Source organism: Rhodococcus sp. EPR-147 (assembly GCF_001647185.1).
In the GTDB taxonomy this organism is placed as follows: domain Bacteria; phylum Actinomycetota; class Actinomycetes; order Mycobacteriales; family Mycobacteriaceae; genus Rhodococcoides.
This window is the reverse complement of the sequence record NZ_LVCU01000080.1, coordinates 26,335-43,836: the sequence shown is the minus strand read 5'-3', so window position 1 is coordinate 43,836 and position 17,502 is coordinate 26,335. Positions and strand designations below refer to the sequence as shown.

Sequence of the window (17,502 nt, the reverse complement as noted above, 5' to 3'; positions counted from 1 at the left end):
GCACACGTTGACCACCACCAGCACGGCGATCGACGTCGGGGCCGACGCGACCGCGTGGATCGATTCTCATCTGATCGAACTGCGCGAGATTCTCACGACCGAGGGCGTAGTGCGGCTGCGCGGTCTCGGAGAGGCAGTTCGCGAGTTCGACGCGATCACCGAAACCGTGACGGGCGCTGCGCCACTCAAGTACCACGGCGGCGCAACGCCGCGTACTCGAATCGATCGAAACGTGTACTCGTCCACGGATTTCCCGTCCGAGTATGCGATCGATCTGCACTCGGAGATGGCGTACTCGCGTACCTGGCCGCTCTACCTCGCATTCTGCTGTGCGCAACCTCCAGGTTCCGGCGGGGCCACTCCGCTTGCATCGACGGTGGCGATCGCCGAGCGAATTCCGAGCGCACTTGCCGAGCGACTCCGTCTCCTCGGCATCCGGTACCGGCGCGCCTTTCACCCGCTGCTCGGCACCGACTGGCGCAGCGCATATGGCGTGAACGACGAGGCCGAGCTTCTCGACGCTGCCGCCCGACGCGGAGAGGACGTGCGGATCGACGGTGACGTCGTCACGTCGTCGTGGACCCTGCCTGCGTACCGAGACAGCGAGGGCGGCGTCGAGTCGTGGTTCAACCAGATGGTCGCTTTCAACGTGCGCACGCTGCCGTCAGGGGTGCGAGAGGACTTGCTCGACGTCGTGGGTGAAGACGGAATTCCCAAGAACAGTCTGCTCGGTGACGGCACGCCGTTCGTCGAATCCGACATCAGCGCGGTACGCGATGCGGTCGACGCGACATCGACCGCTGTGCCCTGGGCGGCAGGAGATCTGACCATCGTCGACAATCGCCGCTTCGCACACGGACGGCAGCCGTACACCGGCTCCCGGGAGGTGCGGGTGTGCATGACCGGAGAGGGGAGTTGGGTATGACCGCCGACACGTTGTTCGCTCGTTTGGCCGGGGCCTGGGTCGCGGTCGACGACAGTACGGGCCACGAACCGAACGGGGTGACGGCGCACGTGGCCGACACCTCCGTCGATGCTGTCGAGTCCGCCGTCCATGCTGCGCTGACACCGTTTCTGGTGGGGGAAGGCCCTATCGGTTCGCTACGGACGACGCGTACCGGTGCCGGTTGGGTCGTGGACGCCGGTGACATCACCATCACGGCCACATCCGAACGGGTGGAGGTCTCGGGGCAGGTGGACGGGTGGACACTCGATTCGTTGGTCGCGCACTCCATCGCGACCGAAACGGTAGGCCGACTCGACGCGGGTATCGCCGGTCACGTGCCCGTGCCCGCGGCGGAAAAGTTCGAGAACGTCGATGTCGTCGAGCGCATCCGCAGACATGCCCGAATCACACCCGACCGCACTGCAATTCGTTCCGCTACCGCGACTCTCGACTATGCGGAGCTGGTCCGCGCCGCCGAGCTGCGTGCCGACGAACTCGATGCATCACGAGCCGGTCAGGTAGTTGCGGTGCGATTCGATCGTTCGATCGGCTCGGTGGTGGAACTGCTCGGAGCCCTGATCTCGGGGCGCGCCTATCTGTTGTTGTCCTCCGACGACGAATCCGGCTATGCCCGCATCGCATCGACCATCGCCTCGGATCAGGAATCGGCCTCCGGCGGGTTCGATAGAACGTCGGCCTCCGCCGCCGCGTACGTGCAGTTCACGTCGGGAACGTCGGGGAAGCCGAAGGCGATCGTCGTCGAACGCGCTCAGTTGTCGGCCTACTGCGCTTTTCTCGAGGCCGAAAACCTCTGCGGCTCAGGGGTGACCATGCCGGTCCTCAGCGCTCCCGAATTCGACGCCATCGTCAAGCAGATCTGGGGGCAGCTCACCGCCGGGGGCACGGTGGTGCTGCCCGAGTCGGGCGACGTACTACGGGAGATCGACCGCGCAACTGCGATGAACAACGTCTCGATCAACACGGTGCCGGCCGTGTGGAATCAATTCCTGGACGTGGCGACGTACCGTCCGATCCCGACGCAAGGAACGCTACTGCTCGGTGGTGAGGCGCTCGATCCGGTTCTGGTCGACCGCACCCGGGCTCTGTGGCCGGGCGTACGTATCGTCAACCTGTACGGACCGTCCGAATGCACCTCCAACGCAACGTGGTTGCGCGCGGTCACCCGCAGGCGCGATCGCACCCCCATCGGCGCAGCGATCCGTGGTTCGGTCGCAGTGGTACTCGATGACCGCCTCACCCCAGTACCAGTAGGCGCTGTCGGGACCCTGCACATCGCGGGCGACAGCGTTGCGCGGGGCTACCACGCCGACACGCGTCGCACCGCGGCCTCGTTCCTGCCCATGGCAGTGGACTGCGGAACCGGATCGGGTACCAGGATGTACGCGACCGGCGACCGGGTGCGAGCCACGTCCGACGGGCTGGTCTATCTCGGCCGTATCGATGCCGAAGTGAAGGTCAACGGAGTCCGCACCGACCTCGAGGCTCTGCGCAACGACATCGCCGTCGTCCCGGGGGTGACGAGAGCCGCCGTGGTCGTGGTGGACGGCGGGATCGAAGTCGTCGTCGAATGCGCACCGCAACAGCGGGACGATGTGGTCGGATCGGTGCGAGAACGAATCGACACCACCTGGCGACGCGAATTGCGCACCAGCCGGGTGCGTTGGGTGGCCGAGATTCCTCGTACCGAGGTGGGCAAGGTCGACGTCGCGGCCCTCTCCCGGCACGCGGACCAGCCGGCTGTGTCGGAAGGCCTCGAACCGACGGCGGCAGCGGCATCGCCCGCGCCGCCGCACCGCGTGCTCGAGACGATCTGGACGTCCGTGCTCGGATCCGAGCCGACTCGGTCGTCGTCCATCGTTGCACTCGGCGGCGATTCGATGAAGCAGCTCAAGATCGTCGCGCTCTACCGGCGCATCCTCAAAGTGGATGTCTCGCTTCAGGATTTCAAGCAACGCGACACCCTGGGTGAACACGAGGACCTGCTCCTCGAGCGCGTGGACATTGCTCACCTCGACCGAATGGCCGCATCCTTGAACGGTGCGAAACGGTGAGCGACATCGACCTCCTCCTCGCTGTCGCAGACATGGGGGTCGACGCGAAGGAGGCCGCAGATCTGCGGGCACCGAGCCCGTACCAGGAACGGCTCTGGAGAGCGCACTGCGCTGCACCGTCGACCGCATATTCGGTGCCGTGTGTGTTCGATCTGGACGGCGGAGACAGCGCACGCGTGCTCGCGGCGATCCTCGAGGTCCTGGCAGCGCACGACGTGTTCGCCACGCGCATCGTCGACGCGGACGGCCCCGGCTTCGCGCTCGAACCCGTCGGTCCGATCGTTCCCGAGATCGCTGTCGTGGCCGACATGGACGCCGCGACCGAGGAACTGCTGGCGCGTGGGTGGTCGAGCGGACCGTTGGTGCGAGTCGCCCTGTTTCGCCGAGAGGGACGCTCGGACCGCATCGCCATGGTGTTCCACCATGCCGTGATCGACGGCCATTCGGTGTCGCTCCTGATCACCGACATCGCCCGGGAGCTCGCCGAACCGGGTGCGTCCTCGATGCGGACTCGTCCCCGGTACCGCGATGTTGCCCGCGTACGGCGTTCGTCGAGGTCGTGGTGGACAGACCACCTGTCCACGGTGCCGTATCACCGAGCCTGGCGGCCGTCCGAGCCCGGCGAACCCGTCGTCAGCCGTGGCCCGGTGAAGGCCGGTCGCCGGGATGCCACGAGCTGGTTCACTGCAGTGGCCGTCACGCTGTCGCGGCTTCTGGGCTCGGAGGTTCTGTGCCTGTCGGTGCCACTGGCCAACCGTCGAGAGGTCGAGGAATTCGACGTGGTCGGCCCACTCGTGAGCACCGTGCCTCTGGTCGTCGAGGTGTGCGAGTCCGACAGTCTCGGCACGGTTCGTAGCCGCATCGAGGCACTGGTCGAGGATGCGAGCGGGCATGCCGATGTGGATCTGGCAGGCGTGGTCGCCAACCTCCGCCGCGATGACCCCGAGTTCTTTCTGCCGACCGAGGTGTTCGTCAACGTCCAGAGCGTCGATCGATCCGACATCGCGCTGGGCGACGCGACAGCTCGGCCTGTCGCAGTGCACACAGGTGAGATGAAAGGCGCACTGACGGTGAGTATCTCGGCGACCGAATCGCCGGAGGTGCAGATCGAGTCGGCGCTGCCGGGTTGGTCGGCGGTGACACACGACGGCATTCGAGACGTCCTGCTCACCGTTCTCCACGCAGATTCGTCCGTGTCCGTCGGGGAACTCTCGGTCGGACTCACGGGTAGGACGGCGTGTCGATCGACGCTCGACACCTCGATTCTCGCGCCGCTGCTGTCCGCGACAGACGATTCCCGAGTAGCGCTGGTGGCACCCGATCGCACCCTCACGCGTGCGGAGCTGGTTCGGGAAATTCGAGTGCGTGCAGGAGTTCTGACGCAGCACGGCGTGGTCTGCGGAGACGCAGTCCTGTTGTCGGTCGAACGTGACCACGAGTTCGTGGCATGGGCTGCGGCGATCATGGCGCTCGGAGCAGCCTATGTTCCGGTGGACACTCGGCACGGCGCAGCCCGCATCGCTTCCATTGCGGCACAGTCGAATGCGAAGTCCGGTGTGTTCTCGGACGCCGCCGATGCTCCGCCCGGTCTCGACGCGATCGACCGCGAACCGGTGGTTCCCGAGGTCGATGCGGTCGAGTTGCCGACTGTCGTGTCAGGTCTCCCCGCGTACGTCATCTTCACCTCGGGCACCACCGGCACTCCCAAGGGTGTCCCGGTCACTCACGCCAATCTGTTGGCATTGCGCGATGCCACCGCGTCGATCATCGAGCCGAGCGACATCGTCTCCGCAGTGCACGCGTTCACCTTCGACTTCAGTGTCTGGGAGATATGGACGGCGCTCTCCCGTGGGGCGCGCGTCGTGATCTACGGGGAGGACGTCGCTCGCGACCCCTTCGAATTGGCCGTGCGGCTGAGCGCGGACAGTGTGAGCGTTGTGTCGCTGACGAACTCGGCGTTCGGGTCGCTCATTGCGGCGCGGCCGGTTCTGCCGTCGCTGCGACGCGTGGTGCTCGGCGGGGAACAGGTCTCGTCCGGCTACGTGCAGCAGTGGCTCGACGCAGTCGAACACCCCGCGGGGCGCGTCGAAGTCATCAACATGCTCGGTGCCACCGAGACCACGGTGCACACCACTCGGCGGGTGGTCACCCGGACCGATCTCGAGGCCTCCGCCGTCCAGGTGGGGGAACCGCTCGCACATCTCGACGTCGTCGTGATCGACGCGGCCGGGCGGGCACTGCCGAGGGGCCTCGAAGGCCAGATCACCGTTCGTGGTGCAGGTCTGGCTCTCGGCTATCTCGGCCGCGGTCGATTGACAGCGTCGGCCTTCGTTCCCGATCCGTTTCCCGATGCTCCGCCCGGTTCGAGGCTCTACCTCACCGGCGACAAGGGCCGGTGGCTCGCACCACGGGAACTGCACGTCGACGGTCGCATCGACTCTCAGGTGAAGGTTCGCGGACACCGGATCGAAACGGCCGGTGTCGAGGCCGTGCTCGAGCAGCTCCCCGGCGTTCGGCGGGCCTGCGTCGTCGCCCACGAGAACCGCCTGCTCGCGTTCGTCGACGCCGCCGACGACTGCGCCGATCTGTACGCCGGTGCAGCGGATGGCCTGGCTGCCTACGAGGTACCCGACCGATTCCATCGCGTGCGCGCGTTCCCGGTGACGGTCAACGGCAAGCTCGATCGGCGAGTGGAGTCGCTGACTGCTGTGGCGCTCCCGCCGGAGGTGAGGCGGCGTGACGAATCGGATTCTGCCCGAGGGTGGTTCGAGCGCGCGCTCACCGATGCGCTGGGAGTTCGGTCGCACGACGAAGACCGTTCGTTCTTGGCCAACGGCGGTGATTCGATTCTCGCAGTCCGCCTCGTCAGCGATGCCCGCTCGCGTGGAACAGAACTCGGAATCGGCGATGTACTCGGCGCATCGAGTCTGAGAGAACTTGCCGCACTTGTTGCAGACCGTGGGCCCAGGACCGAGCCCGAAGACGAAGAGCTGCTGCCGTTCTCGCTGATCGACGCCGAGGTTCGTGATGGCCTGCCCTACGACGTGGCCGATGCGTACCCGTTGTCGGCAGCGCAGGAGGGCATGTTGTTCCATATTCGCTCCGATTCGGCCGTTGGGGTCTACCACAACACGGTCAGCGTGCGCATTCGCGGTGGGCTCGATCCGTTGGCGTTTCGAGTGGCAGTCGCCGATACCGTGCGCAGGCACGAGGTGCTGCGCACCTCCGTTGACGAGTGGAGTGCAGCGGAGCCCCTGCAATTGGTGCATCGGCACGTGGCCACACCCCTGTCGGTGGTTTCGGTGCCTGCCGGTTCGGACGCCGATGCGGTGATCGACGAGATCGTCTCCGCGGAACGGGTGCGCCCGTTCGGCCTCGACCGGGCACCGCTGTTCCGCCTCACGCTGGTTCGCGTCGCGCCGGGGGAGGACCAGCTGATCATCAGCGACAGCCACCTCGTGCTCGACGGGTGGAGTTGGACCTCGACATTGGCCGAGGTCGTCGACCGGCACAACGCTCTGATCCGACGAGATCAGGCGTACGACACCCTCTACCCACCCGTACCCGTCAAGTTCGTCGACTACGTTGCAGCAGAACGACGTGCGCAGTCGTCCGCTGCGACATCTCAGGCCTGGTCCGAGCACCTGCGCGGCGTCCGGCCGCGCCGGGTGGCCGATGTTCGCAGCATCGGTGACAGAGACGTCCGGCGCACAGAGATCGATGCCGACGCTCTGCGTGAACGTGCGGCAGCAGCAGGTATTTCGGTTCGTCACCTCGCGATGGCCGTGCACGTTCACGCGCTGGCCGACGTCTTCGGCGATCGTGAACTGGTCACCGGTACAACCGCGAACGGCCGGCTCGAGCGCGAGGGCGGTATCGACGCCCGCGGGATGTTCCTGAACATGCTGCCGCTGCAACTGCGTGCCCTGGCCGATCCGATCGCGACAGCGGAGGAATGCGCCCGTACCGAGGCAGCCTTGATGCCGCACCGACGCCTGCCGAACGTGGACATCACGACGGCCGTCGGCAAGGGACCGTTGTTCGACTACGGATTCAATTTCGTTCGTTTCCATCGTCTTTCGGACATCGAGAAGACGCACACCTTCGGATCGAAAGACGACGATTCCCACTTCTCGCAGGAGGACACCGACTTCGCCCTGATGGCGACGTTCTCGATACACCCACCCGAGCATCGGCTCGCGTTGATGCTCGTCGTCGACACCGCCCGTGTGTCACCGCCGCGGCACCGACGGATCATCCAGGCGTACCGCGCAGCACTGGCCGACGCGGCGACAGCGGTCGACGCCACCGAAGGAGACACCTCGTCATGAAAACATTGCTCGCAGTTCTACTTCGAGGCGGTCGCGGAATCTCGGCCCTGGCCGTGATTGCGGGAATCGTCACCGGTGTTGCCACCATCGTCATGGTTGCAACCATCACCAGCGCGGTGACCTCCGACACCGGACTCGACGCACTGGCACCGTTCGTCGCGGCGGCCGTGGCGGTACTGCTGTCCGGTGCGTTGGCCTCGAACGCGTTGGTGCGGGTGACACAGAAGTCGGTCGACCGACTGCGCACGAAGCTTGTCGACGACCTTCTGTCGGTGCCGCTGCGCGGATTCGAGTCGTTCCGCACGGCCCGCGCGATGGCGGTGCTCACCGAGGACCTCGCCGCCGTGGGGCAGGCCGTCCAGTCCTTGCCGTTGCTGCTCATCAACTCGGTGATCGTCATCTGTGCACTGGGGTACGTAGGCATACTCTCGCCCATTGCGCTGGGAGTGTTGGTACTGGTCATCGTCATTGGCGGCAGTGTGTACGCGTTCGCGAACGGCAAAGCCGGAGCTCACATGTACCGAGCTCGAGAAGCTCAGGACGGACTGCACGAGACCTACCAGGCCATCACGCACGGCTTCAAGGACGTGAAGCTCAGCTCCCGGCTGAGGGCATCCCTGGTGGAGCAGGACCTGCGTCGGCAATCGGCCGACTACGCGCGCAGTGTCGTCAGAGGTTCCACCGTCAGCCTCGTCACGGGGTACTGGGGGCAGATGCTCTTCCTGGCGTGCGTCGGTGCCGTCGCCTTCGGCGGGGACGCCCTCGGTATTCCGGCGCAGGATCGGGTCGGTGTCGCACTGGCGGTTCTGTACCTCAACACCCCGCTAGTCACCGTGCTCAACATCGGACCGGTTCTGTCGCGTGCCGTCGTGGCACTGCGCCGAATCGGCGAGGTCGCGACACTGCGCGAGGACAGCGAAACTGTCGTCGCCGTCGAGCGGCCCGCCGTGGTCGACGAGATCGGCGTCGAGGGTATGACATTCGCGTACGACGCTGCCTCGCCAGGTGAGGCCTTCGCGATCGGACCGGTGACACAGCGCTTCGCCCGCGGCACCATCACCTTCCTCGTGGGCGGAAACGGGAGCGGCAAAAGCACATTGGGCCGCGTCCTGGCCGGGTTGTACACCCCGGACGGTGGAGCGCTCGAGGTCGACGGCAGTGCACTCTCACAGAATGAGATCGTCGCCTATCGGGAGAACGTCTCGGCTTGCTTCGCCGACTCGTACGTGTTCGGACGGTTGCGGTCGGCCGATCCCGAGGTCGCCGCGCGTGCCCGCTACTGGCTGCACGAGCTCGGTCTCGACGCGGTCGTCGAACTCGACGGGGAACGGCTGATTTTCGAGGGGCTCTCGAGCGGACAGCGCAAGCGGCTGGCCCTGGTGGAAACGCTGGCCGACCCGCGCGATGTCGTGGTGCTCGACGAGTGGGCCGCAGAACAGGATCCGGAGAACCGCCACCGCTTCTACACCGACATCCTTCCGCGCATTCGCGACGAAGGCCGCATCGTGATCGTCGTGACCCACGACGATCGCTACTTCGACCTGTGCGATCACCTCGTCAAACTCGAGCGGGGCGCGCAGGTGTTCGTCGACCAGCCCGTACACAACTGACGCAAGCCATCACGCAACCAGTCGAAGGAACAGGGGATCACAGTGCAGGACAACATTTCCGAATGGACCGTCGTACGGAACGACGAGGAACAGCATTCGATCTGGCCGGCGAAGCGACCACTGCCGCTGGGGTGGTACGAGGTTGGATTCACCGGCGACCGTGAGGCGTGCCTGGACCACATCGAACTGGTGTGGACCGACATCCGCCCTTTGTCGCTACGCCGCGCGCTGGGGGTGGCGTGATGACCGTCCTCGATACTGCGTCGGGAGTCCCCGCGTCGCTGGCCAGGACTCTCGTGGGCGATTTCCTGCCGATGACCATCGACATCGAGCGTTCGTCCGGTTCCTACCTCTGGGACGAAGCAGCCGGGCGACCGGTCCTGGACATGGGGATGTTCTTCTCGTCGTCCCCGCTCGGCCACAATCCCACACCGCTCGCGCATATCGAGGCCGAGCGAAAGCTGTTGGCAGCAGCCAAGATGAAGCCCTCGAACCCGGATTTCGCCTCCCGGGTTCTGGCCGATTCGGTCTCGACCTTTCGTCGCCTGCTCATGCCGGAGGACATGCCGCATCTGTTCCTCATAGACGGTGGTGCGGCTGCCGTCGAGAACGCACTGAAAGTCGCCTTCGACTGGAAATCCCAGCGTGCAGGCACCGACGAAACGAAACTGCAAGCGCTGCATCTTCGTTGGGCTTTCCACGGTCGCAGCGGTTACACCATGTCTCTGACCAATACCGATCCGGCCAAGACGGCGCGGTTCCCCAAATTCGACTGGCCCAGAATCGAAGCCCCGGCTCGCGGTGAGGACGGCGGTGACGAAGCCGACCGAGCCGAGCTCAGTGAGGCCGAACGTCGGACACTCGCCGAGATCGAAGCGACCCTCGTCGCCGACGGTGACAGAATCGCGTGCTTCGTCTACGAGCCGATTCAAGGGGAAGGCGGGGACCGACACCTGGGTGCTGCATTCCTCAGGGCCGTGCAGTCGTTGTGCGTCGAGCACGACGTCCTCACCGTCGCGGACGAGGTCCAGACCGGTGGCGGCACAGTCGGGGCGCGGTGGGCGCACGAGGCATTGGGACTGCATCCGGACTTGGTGGCATTCGGTAAGCGGTTGCAGGTGTGCGGGGTCATCGGTGGCCGTCGCGTCGACGATCTCGACACCAATGCGTTCGCTGTACCAGGTCGGATCAGCTCGACCTGGGGCGGTTCTTTGGTGGATCTGGTTCGCTTCGCACTGCTCTACGAATACATCGCGCGAGAGAACGTGATCGCGCGAGCGGCGGCGATGGGCCCCTTCGTGCGCGCCGGACTCGACGCGATGGTGAGTTCCTCGGGCGGTCGTGTCACTGCGGCCCGCTCACGGGGCTTGTGGGGAGCCGTCTCACTGTCCTCGCGCGAGCTGCGCGACGCAGTGCTCGGCACGGCACTGGACGAATACGACACTGTGCTCCTGCCGTGCGGGACGAGGTCGATTCGTTGGCGTCCGTCCCTGTTGGTCACCGAGCAGGAGCTGGCGCTCTCGTTCGATGCAGTGACTCGGTCACTGACGGCGGTGGGTCGCTCGTGACAGCCTCCGTCGACGAACTTGTGCTCACCGGGCTCTCGGAGCGTTTCGGTGTCCGGCCCGTGCAGCTCTGCGTGGACGGTGAATTGAGCGTCACCGCACTCGTACATCGGAGCACACAGGTCCGCGAGGCCCTGTTGCGTGCCGGCGTCGGCCGCGGGCACGTCGTGGCCGTGAAAGGCCGCCGCGACTCCTGGTTGCTACCGACGTTGCTCGGCATTCTCGGTGCCGGTGCCGCCTATGCGGTCATCCCGTACAACAGTCCGCAGGCGGTCGAGGCGCAGCTGCTCGAGACCGTCCAGCCGGCCGCCATGGTGGTGTGGGAGGACCTGCATCCGGCGTCCTGGCGCGGACGCCCGTCCATGGCACTCGGCGACGCCGTCGTCTTCCTGTTCGGTTCGTTCGAGCCGGTGTCGCCCTCGCCGCGCAGCATCGACGACCCCGCGTACATCATCACCACATCCGGGACATCGGGTACGCCGAAAGCCGTTCTGGTGCCGCACCGAGCCGTGCTGGCCTTTCTCGACGCGGCCCGCGGAGTCGTCGCCCTCTCGACATCCGATGTCGTGGCTGCGCGTTCGTCCGCTGCCTTCGATCTGTCGGTGTGGGAACTGTTCGCATCGGTGGAGGCAGGCACCACCGCAGTCCTCGTCGTGGAGGGTGTTGCGGCCGATACTGCTCGGCTGCACGAACTGCTCGCGCAGACAGGTGCGTCCGTGCTCGCGACCACGCCGTCCGCGGCTTATCAACTCGGTGCTCACGACCAGGCAATCGGGGGCGGGCTGGCGCTGCGATCGTTGCTGGTGGGCGGTGAGGCCTCCGACGGCGGCAGGCTCGCCGACGTCATGGCAGCACCGTCTTTCGGCCGGTGCCGACTCGTCAATTGGTACGGCCCGACCGAGGCCACGGTGTCCTGCACCGGCGGCGAACTCGTCGAACAGGATCTCGCCCAGCCGAGAACGTCCATCGGGCCCGCTCTGTCGGGTGTGCGAACGGCGGTAATGCCGGTCGCGGACGGTGCCGGTTCGGTCGACGGCCTCGGACAGCTTGCGGTGGGCGGCGACCAGCTCGCGCACGGATACCTCGGAAACTCGCGCGCGACCGCAGCAGCGTTCGTCCCGGACCCGGAAGGTCACGGTGATCGGTTGTATCTCACCGGGGACATCGTCGGTACCGACGCGGGCGACCGCTTCGTCTATCACGGCCGCGCCGACGACCAGGTGCAGTTGCGGGGGTACCGGCTCGAGCTCGGCGAGGTGGAACGAGCGATCGCGTCGCACCCGGGGATCCGGTGGTCCCATGCCACGGTCGGCGGCACGGACCTCGATGTTCTCGTCGCATATTTCGCCACCTTCGACGATGTCGATGTCGATCGTGCGGAGTTGTGGTCGCAGCTCTATCGCACGCTGCCGCGCCACGCAGTGCCTGCCGCTCTGGTGAACGTGGTCGAGGTCCCAGTGACCGTCGGCCAGAAGTTGGATGTCGCGAAGTTGCCCGCACCGGTGATCACCGATTTCGTTGCCGGTACCACCGCGGGCCGGGCGGCGGAGACCGAAACCGAGGAGCGGTTGCTGACGCTGTGGCGACGTCTGCTGGGAATCGAGGAGATCGGTACCGATCACCATTTCTTCGCGCTGGGCGGCCACTCCCTGTTGGTCGCGCGCTTGGTCAACGGCATCGCCCGTGAGTTCGGGGTGCGGTTGCAGTTGGCGGATGTAGTGGAGGGACTGACCGTGCGCGAGATCGCGTCGGTCGTGGACAGAGAAACGAATCGTCTGTCGGTCGGCGCATCGGCGTCGAGCCGTGGACAGGAGGAGATGTCATGGTGACCACGAGGGAGAGGCCCCCGATCGAGGGCGCGAAGAGGGATGGCTCCATCCTGGAGCGATTCGCGGGAGTGGCCAGGTGGAGCTACCGTCATCGTCTCGCAGTGCTTGCGGGATGGCTTGTAGCGCTGGTGTTGTCGGCCGGCGCATACGTCGGACTCGGTATGTCCGAGTTGTCTCCTGCGGAAGGGTTCGTCGGCGAGTCCGGCGCGGCGGAGCAATTGGAAACGGGCTCGGACTTCCTGTCCTCGCGCACCGAAACCATTCTGGTCCAGGGCAACTCGGCGGAAGACTCCGATCGAATCGCGGACGAGTTGGCCGCGGCGCTTGCGGGGACGGCGCAGGAGCCTCCGGAGAAGTTGACGGCCGCTGCCGGGGACCAACGGGTTCTGCAGGTGCTGCTACCCGATGAGCAGGCATCGCCGTCCGAGCGCGCGCAGGGGATCGAGTCTGCGATCGAGAGCGCCCGCGAGGCCAACCCGGGTGCTGCCATATCGGCTACCGGGCCCATCTCGGTGCAGGCCGACGTCACCACCAGTTACGGTGAGCGACTGGTCTTGCTGGAGATGCTCAGCCTCCCCGTCACGGCCGTCGTGTTGTTCCTCGTGTTCGCCGGTCTGATTGCCACGTTGATCCCGCTTGTCACCGGTCTCGCCGTGGTGGCACTGGCCATCCTCTGGAGCGGGCCGACGTCGTTGTTGGTGCCCATGGAGAGCAACCAGATGAGTGTCATCTTGCTGATGGGTCTCGCTCTGGGCGTGGACTACTCGTTGTTCTTCGTCAGACGCGCCCGCGAGGAGTTCGCCCGGTCCGGTGACGCCGACGCGGCCGCCACGATTGCGGTGTCGATGACGGTGCGCTCGGTTCTGGTGGCAGGTCTGGTGACCGGTGTCTCGGTGATCGCAGCCTTCCTGACCGAATCGCCAATTTTCCACTCGCTCACACTCGGCATCATTCTCGTCGTCGTCGCCGCGATGCTTGCCTCGATCACCTTGCTCCCGGCGCTGTTGGCGTTGGGGCGTCGACGAGTCGTCAAGCAGTTGTTCGGCAAGACCCCGAACGACGCGACGGAGGAGACAGGTTTTTGGGGTCGCCTGTCGGGCACGGTCGTTCGGCGCCCGATGCCTGCGCTGCTCGCCGGACTGGCCGTGATGGTCTTGTTGGCAGCACCGGTCGCGACCATGAAGTTGCAGTTTCCGGGAACCGACAGCATGCCGCGCACATTCGAGACGCTGCGCACGCTGGACGACGTCTCCGAGCAGTTCCCGCTGTACGGCGTCAGCCATACCGTGGTCACCGAGACCGGCGGTGACGTAGCCGGTACCTCGGCGGTCCTCACCGACATCGCCGAGGACGCGGCCGGGCTGCCCGGATTCGACGGGCAGGTACGAGAGGTTCAGATCTCCACGGACGAGTCGGTGGCGCGCATCGAGATCGGCACCGACGCAGACGGTATCGACGCGCAATCGGCGAGGGATTCCCTGAACGAGTTGCGAGGCAAGCTCGTTCCGGAGTTCGCGGGTGATCGTGAGATTCTCGTCGGTGGTGAGACCGCGGTCAGCGTCGATGTCTCGGAATCGACGTCGCGTGATCTGTTGATCGTCATCCCGATCGTCCTGCTGGTCGCTTTCGCGCTGATCTACCTCGCCTTCCGTAGTGTCGGGCTGGCCGCTCTGAGTGTGGGCCTGAATCTGCTGTCGGTGCTCGCGTCCTACGGAATCCTGGTGCTGTTGTTCCAGTACGGCTGGGGTGCAACGGTGTTCGGATCGGAGTACGTCGGCCCGGTGGTGACTTTGCTGCCGGTGATGATGCTGGTCATCCTCATCGGCCTGTCGATGGACTACCACGTCTTCATCCTCACTCGGGTGCGCGAAGCATTCGGTCGTGGCCTCGGTCTCGAGGATGCAGTCCGGCAGGGTGTGGTCCGGTCCGCACCGCCCGTCACTGCGGCTGCGGCCGTGATGGTGGTGATCTTCGCGATGTTCACGCTGTTGCCGACGCCGGAGATGAAGCAGCTCGGTGTCGGGCTCGCCGCGGCAATTGCTTTGGACGCGACTGTCGTTCGCGGCATTCTGGTCCCTGCCGCATTGCGACTGCTGGGGGCCGGCGTGTGGAAGCGCTCGCTCGACGGCGCGGGGCATCACTGACCACGACGCCGGCCGATCACATTACGGACAGGAGCTCGAGAAGGATGGCGACCATAGCGGCAGGTACCCGACGACTCGTCGTGGGAGTGGTGGTGACTCTAACCTTCCTTCTCGGGCTCGCGCCCGGTCCTGCTGCGGCATTGTCGTTGTCGAACACGGAGCTGCAGAATGCAGTGGACGGATGGGCGGCCGAGATCGGAGCCCCGGGAATGTCGGTCCAGGTTCTCGACTCGGACGCGGTGGTGGCGGAAGCATCGATCGGTGTCGACGGTAACGGCGAGCCCGTCGATGCCTCGACACCGTTCGTGTGGGGCTCGGTGTCCAAGCAGTTCACGGCGGCCACCGTCGTCGGGTTGGAACGGCAGGGTGCACTCGACGAGTCCACGCCCGTCGTGGACATCGTTCCGCGAGCGCGGGACATGCTGGGCGATCCTGCAGCGACAGTCGACGACCTGGTGCACCACACCAGCGGCTTGCCGCACGACATCACGGTCACCGACGACTGGTCCCGCCGCGGCTCGGCCGTCGACGCAGTCGCGACCATCTCGCAACCGGCGGGGACGACCGAACGTGGATCGTTCCGGTATTCGAGCCTGAACTATCTGCTCCTGCAGGCAGTCGTAGAGTCGGTGACGGGGGAGTCGTTCGCCGATGCGCTCGACGCCGAGGTCCTCGCGCCTGCCGACACGTCCGCCATCACCGATCCGGAGCAGTTCACCGAAGATGTTCCACCGGGTCATGTGCCGTTCTTCGGCTCGGCCCGACCCATCGACGTCGGTGTAGATTCGGCTGGTCTGGGCTACGGCTACCTCGCGGGCTCCACGGGCGATCTCGGACGCTACGCATCCTGGCGACTGAGCCAACTGCAGGGCGGGGAGGACACAGCTCCCGAGGTCGACACCGGCGAGGGCACCGAGTACGGCGACGGATTGTTTCACGAGAAGATCGCCGGCCAGGACGTGTGGTGGCATTCCGGAGCCGTCCCCGGCTACTACACCTACGTGGCATTCGTGCCCGCCCTGGACAGGTCAATGGTGTTGGCCACCAATCGATACGTCGAGATCGAAGTTGAACACATTGCCGCGGTGGGAAGAAGTCTCACCACGCTGGTCATCGACGGGTCGACCACCGGCCTACCGTCGTCGTCGGCTCCGATGGTGTTGGGTGCCATCTTCGCGGCCGTGGCGGTCCTGCTCGCCATCGTCGTCTGGGTCACCGTTCGACTGTTCACCGGGCAGGTTCGACAGCGTTCGCTCGGCGGTGCAGTGCTTCGGATCGCGATCACCACGGTGTTGGGCGGGTCGGTGCTGATCGGTGCCTACATCGGGGTGCCGTCTATCGTCGGTGCGTCACTGTCGGTCATGGCGCTGTGGGCTCCCGACGTCACCCTGGCGTTCTGGATTCTGCTCGGCACGGTGTTCCTCGCATCGGCACTGGTCGTGGCCGATCAGGTTGTCAACTACAGCCGAATTCGGCAGACCTGATCGGGCGGACGAACCCACACGGACAAGCTGCTCCCCGGCCGCAGGGCCGGGGAGCAGCGTCGGTCGAGGTGGTCTTACTTCGCGGAGACGCGCACGAGTTTCTTGTTCACGAACTCGTCCATGCCCCACGGTCCCAGTTCGCGGCCGACGCCGGAGCGCTTGACTCCGCCGAACGGCAGGCCGGGCAGGGTGGTGCCGTGCTCGTTGACGAAAGCCATGCCGACCTCGAGCTGCTCGGCCACGTCGCGAGCCTTGTCCAGGTCGGCGCTCCACACCGAGCCGCTCAGTCCGTATGCCGAGGAGTTCGCCAATTCGATTGCCTGCTGCGGGCTTTCGACCTTGTAGATCACCGCTGCCGGTCCGAACAGCTCCTCGCTGTACGCACGCATGTCCGGGGTGACGTCGGTCAGCAACGTCGGCTGCACGAATGCACCCGGCCCGTCGATCTTCTTGCCGCCGGTCAGCAGCGTTGCGCCCTTGGCGACGGCGTCGTCGATCTGCTCGATCAACGTGTCGGCTGCGGTCTGCGACGACAGCGGGCCGAGGGTGGTGTTCGCGTCCAACGGATCGCCCGTCTGCACTGCCTCGAACGATGCGGTCAGCTTGGTGACGAAGTCGTCGTAGAACTCCTCGGCGACGAGGATGCGCTTGGCTGCGTTGCAGGCCTGGCCTGCGTTGGACAGTCGCGCCCGGGTTGCGGACTCGACGGTGGCGTCCATGTCGTCGGAGTCGAGCATGATGAACACGTCCGAGCCCCCGAGTTCGAGAACGACCTTCTTGAGGTTGCGTCCGGCGGTTTCGGCGACCGAGGTTCCGGCCCGCTCGCTACCGGTGAGCGAGACACCCTGCACGCGTGGGTCGGCGATCATCTCGGCGATCTGATCGTTGGTCGCGAAGATGTTGATGTACGCGTCCTGGGGGAGTCCGGCCTGTTGGAAGATCTCCTCCATCAGCAGAGCCGACTGCGGGCAGTTCGGTGCGTGCTTGAGCAGAATCGTGTTGCCCACCATCAGGTTCGGGCCTGCGAACCGGGCCACCTGGTAGTACGGGAAGTTCCACGGCATGACGCCGACGAGCGCGCCCACCGGCTTGCGCTGCAGCACAGTGTCTTCCGCGCCGGGGACGTCGAGCTTCTCGTCCTCGAGCAGCGCGGGACCGTTGTCGGCGTAGTAGTGGTAGATGTTCGACGACAGCTCCACCTCACCCTGGGATTCGGTGAGCGGCTTACCCATTTCGAGCGAGATGGCCCGCGCCAGTTCGTCCGAACGTTCGGTGTAGAGATCGGCGACCTTGTGCAGAATTTCGGCGCGGTGCTTCGGTGAGGTCTTGCGCCACGTCTGGAAGCCGGCGTGTGCGTCGGCCAATGCGCGCTCGACGCCGGCCGCATCGAGAGTTTCGAATTCCTTGACAGTTGTGCCGTCGGCAGGATTGACAGTTTTGTAGGTCGTCATATTCGGTTCAACGGTCGGGGAGGGGTCCGTTGTTCCGATCCGGGCAAATCGGATGCTCCGACGGTGGTCA

General features: G+C 65.7%; 10 protein-coding genes. 9 read left to right on the top strand and 1 reads right to left on the bottom strand.

What is annotated here, in order from left to right; genetic code table 11:
* The 9 genes from A2J02_RS04300 to A2J02_RS04260 form a co-directional block, all read left to right on the top strand.
* A partial coding sequence (locus tag A2J02_RS04300) for a TauD/TfdA family dioxygenase (RefSeq protein ID WP_156516081.1) occupies nt 1-925 on the top strand: 925 nt, incomplete at its 5' end.
* Entirely contained in the window at nt 922-3,018 is a 2,097-nt protein-coding gene (locus A2J02_RS04295; protein WP_068047240.1) for a non-ribosomal peptide synthetase, read from the top strand. The genes A2J02_RS04300 and A2J02_RS04295, both read left to right, overlap by 4 nt.
* Complete coding sequence (locus A2J02_RS04290) at nt 3,015-7,349, top strand: condensation domain-containing protein (RefSeq protein ID WP_068047239.1); 4,335 nt, start codon at nt 3,015-3,017, stop codon at nt 7,347-7,349. Before A2J02_RS04295 ends, A2J02_RS04290 begins: the two co-directional genes overlap by 4 nt.
* Entirely contained in the window at nt 7,346-8,959 is a 1,614-nt protein-coding gene (locus A2J02_RS04285; RefSeq protein ID WP_068047238.1) for a cyclic peptide export ABC transporter, read from the top strand. Before A2J02_RS04290 ends, A2J02_RS04285 begins: the two co-directional genes overlap by 4 nt.
* A gap of 42 nt (nt 8,960-9,001) precedes the next feature.
* Nucleotides 9,002-9,202, top strand: coding sequence for an MbtH family protein (locus A2J02_RS04280; protein ID WP_231893662.1), 201 nt, complete (start codon nt 9,002-9,004; stop codon nt 9,200-9,202).
* On the top strand, nt 9,202-10,527 hold the full coding sequence (locus A2J02_RS04275) for an aminotransferase class III-fold pyridoxal phosphate-dependent enzyme (RefSeq protein ID WP_068047226.1): 1,326 nt from the start codon (nt 9,202-9,204) through the stop codon (nt 10,525-10,527). Before A2J02_RS04280 ends, A2J02_RS04275 begins: the two co-directional genes overlap by 1 nt.
* Complete coding sequence (locus A2J02_RS04270) at nt 10,524-12,353, top strand: non-ribosomal peptide synthetase (protein WP_068047225.1); 1,830 nt, start codon at nt 10,524-10,526, stop codon at nt 12,351-12,353. Before A2J02_RS04275 ends, A2J02_RS04270 begins: the two co-directional genes overlap by 4 nt.
* The gene (locus A2J02_RS04265; protein WP_068047224.1) at nt 12,347-14,497 is read left to right on the top strand and encodes an MMPL family transporter; all 2,151 of its coding nucleotides are present in this window, start codon (nt 12,347-12,349) and stop codon (nt 14,495-14,497) included. Before A2J02_RS04270 ends, A2J02_RS04265 begins: the two co-directional genes overlap by 7 nt.
* Before the next feature lie 44 nt (nt 14,498-14,541).
* Nucleotides 14,542-15,981, top strand: a complete 1,440-nt coding sequence (locus tag A2J02_RS04260; protein WP_068047220.1) for a serine hydrolase domain-containing protein — start codon at nt 14,542-14,544, stop codon at nt 15,979-15,981.
* Nucleotides 15,982-16,055: 74 nt separating this feature from the next.
* Here A2J02_RS04260 and A2J02_RS04255 read toward each other — a convergent pair whose 3' ends face one another.
* Nucleotides 16,056-17,432 carry an NAD-dependent succinate-semialdehyde dehydrogenase gene (locus tag A2J02_RS04255; protein ID WP_068047212.1) on the bottom strand — a complete coding sequence of 459 codons (1,377 nt, stop codon included), beginning with the start codon at nt 17,430-17,432 and terminating at the stop codon, nt 16,056-16,058.
* Nucleotides 17,433-17,502: the final 70 nt, after the last annotated feature.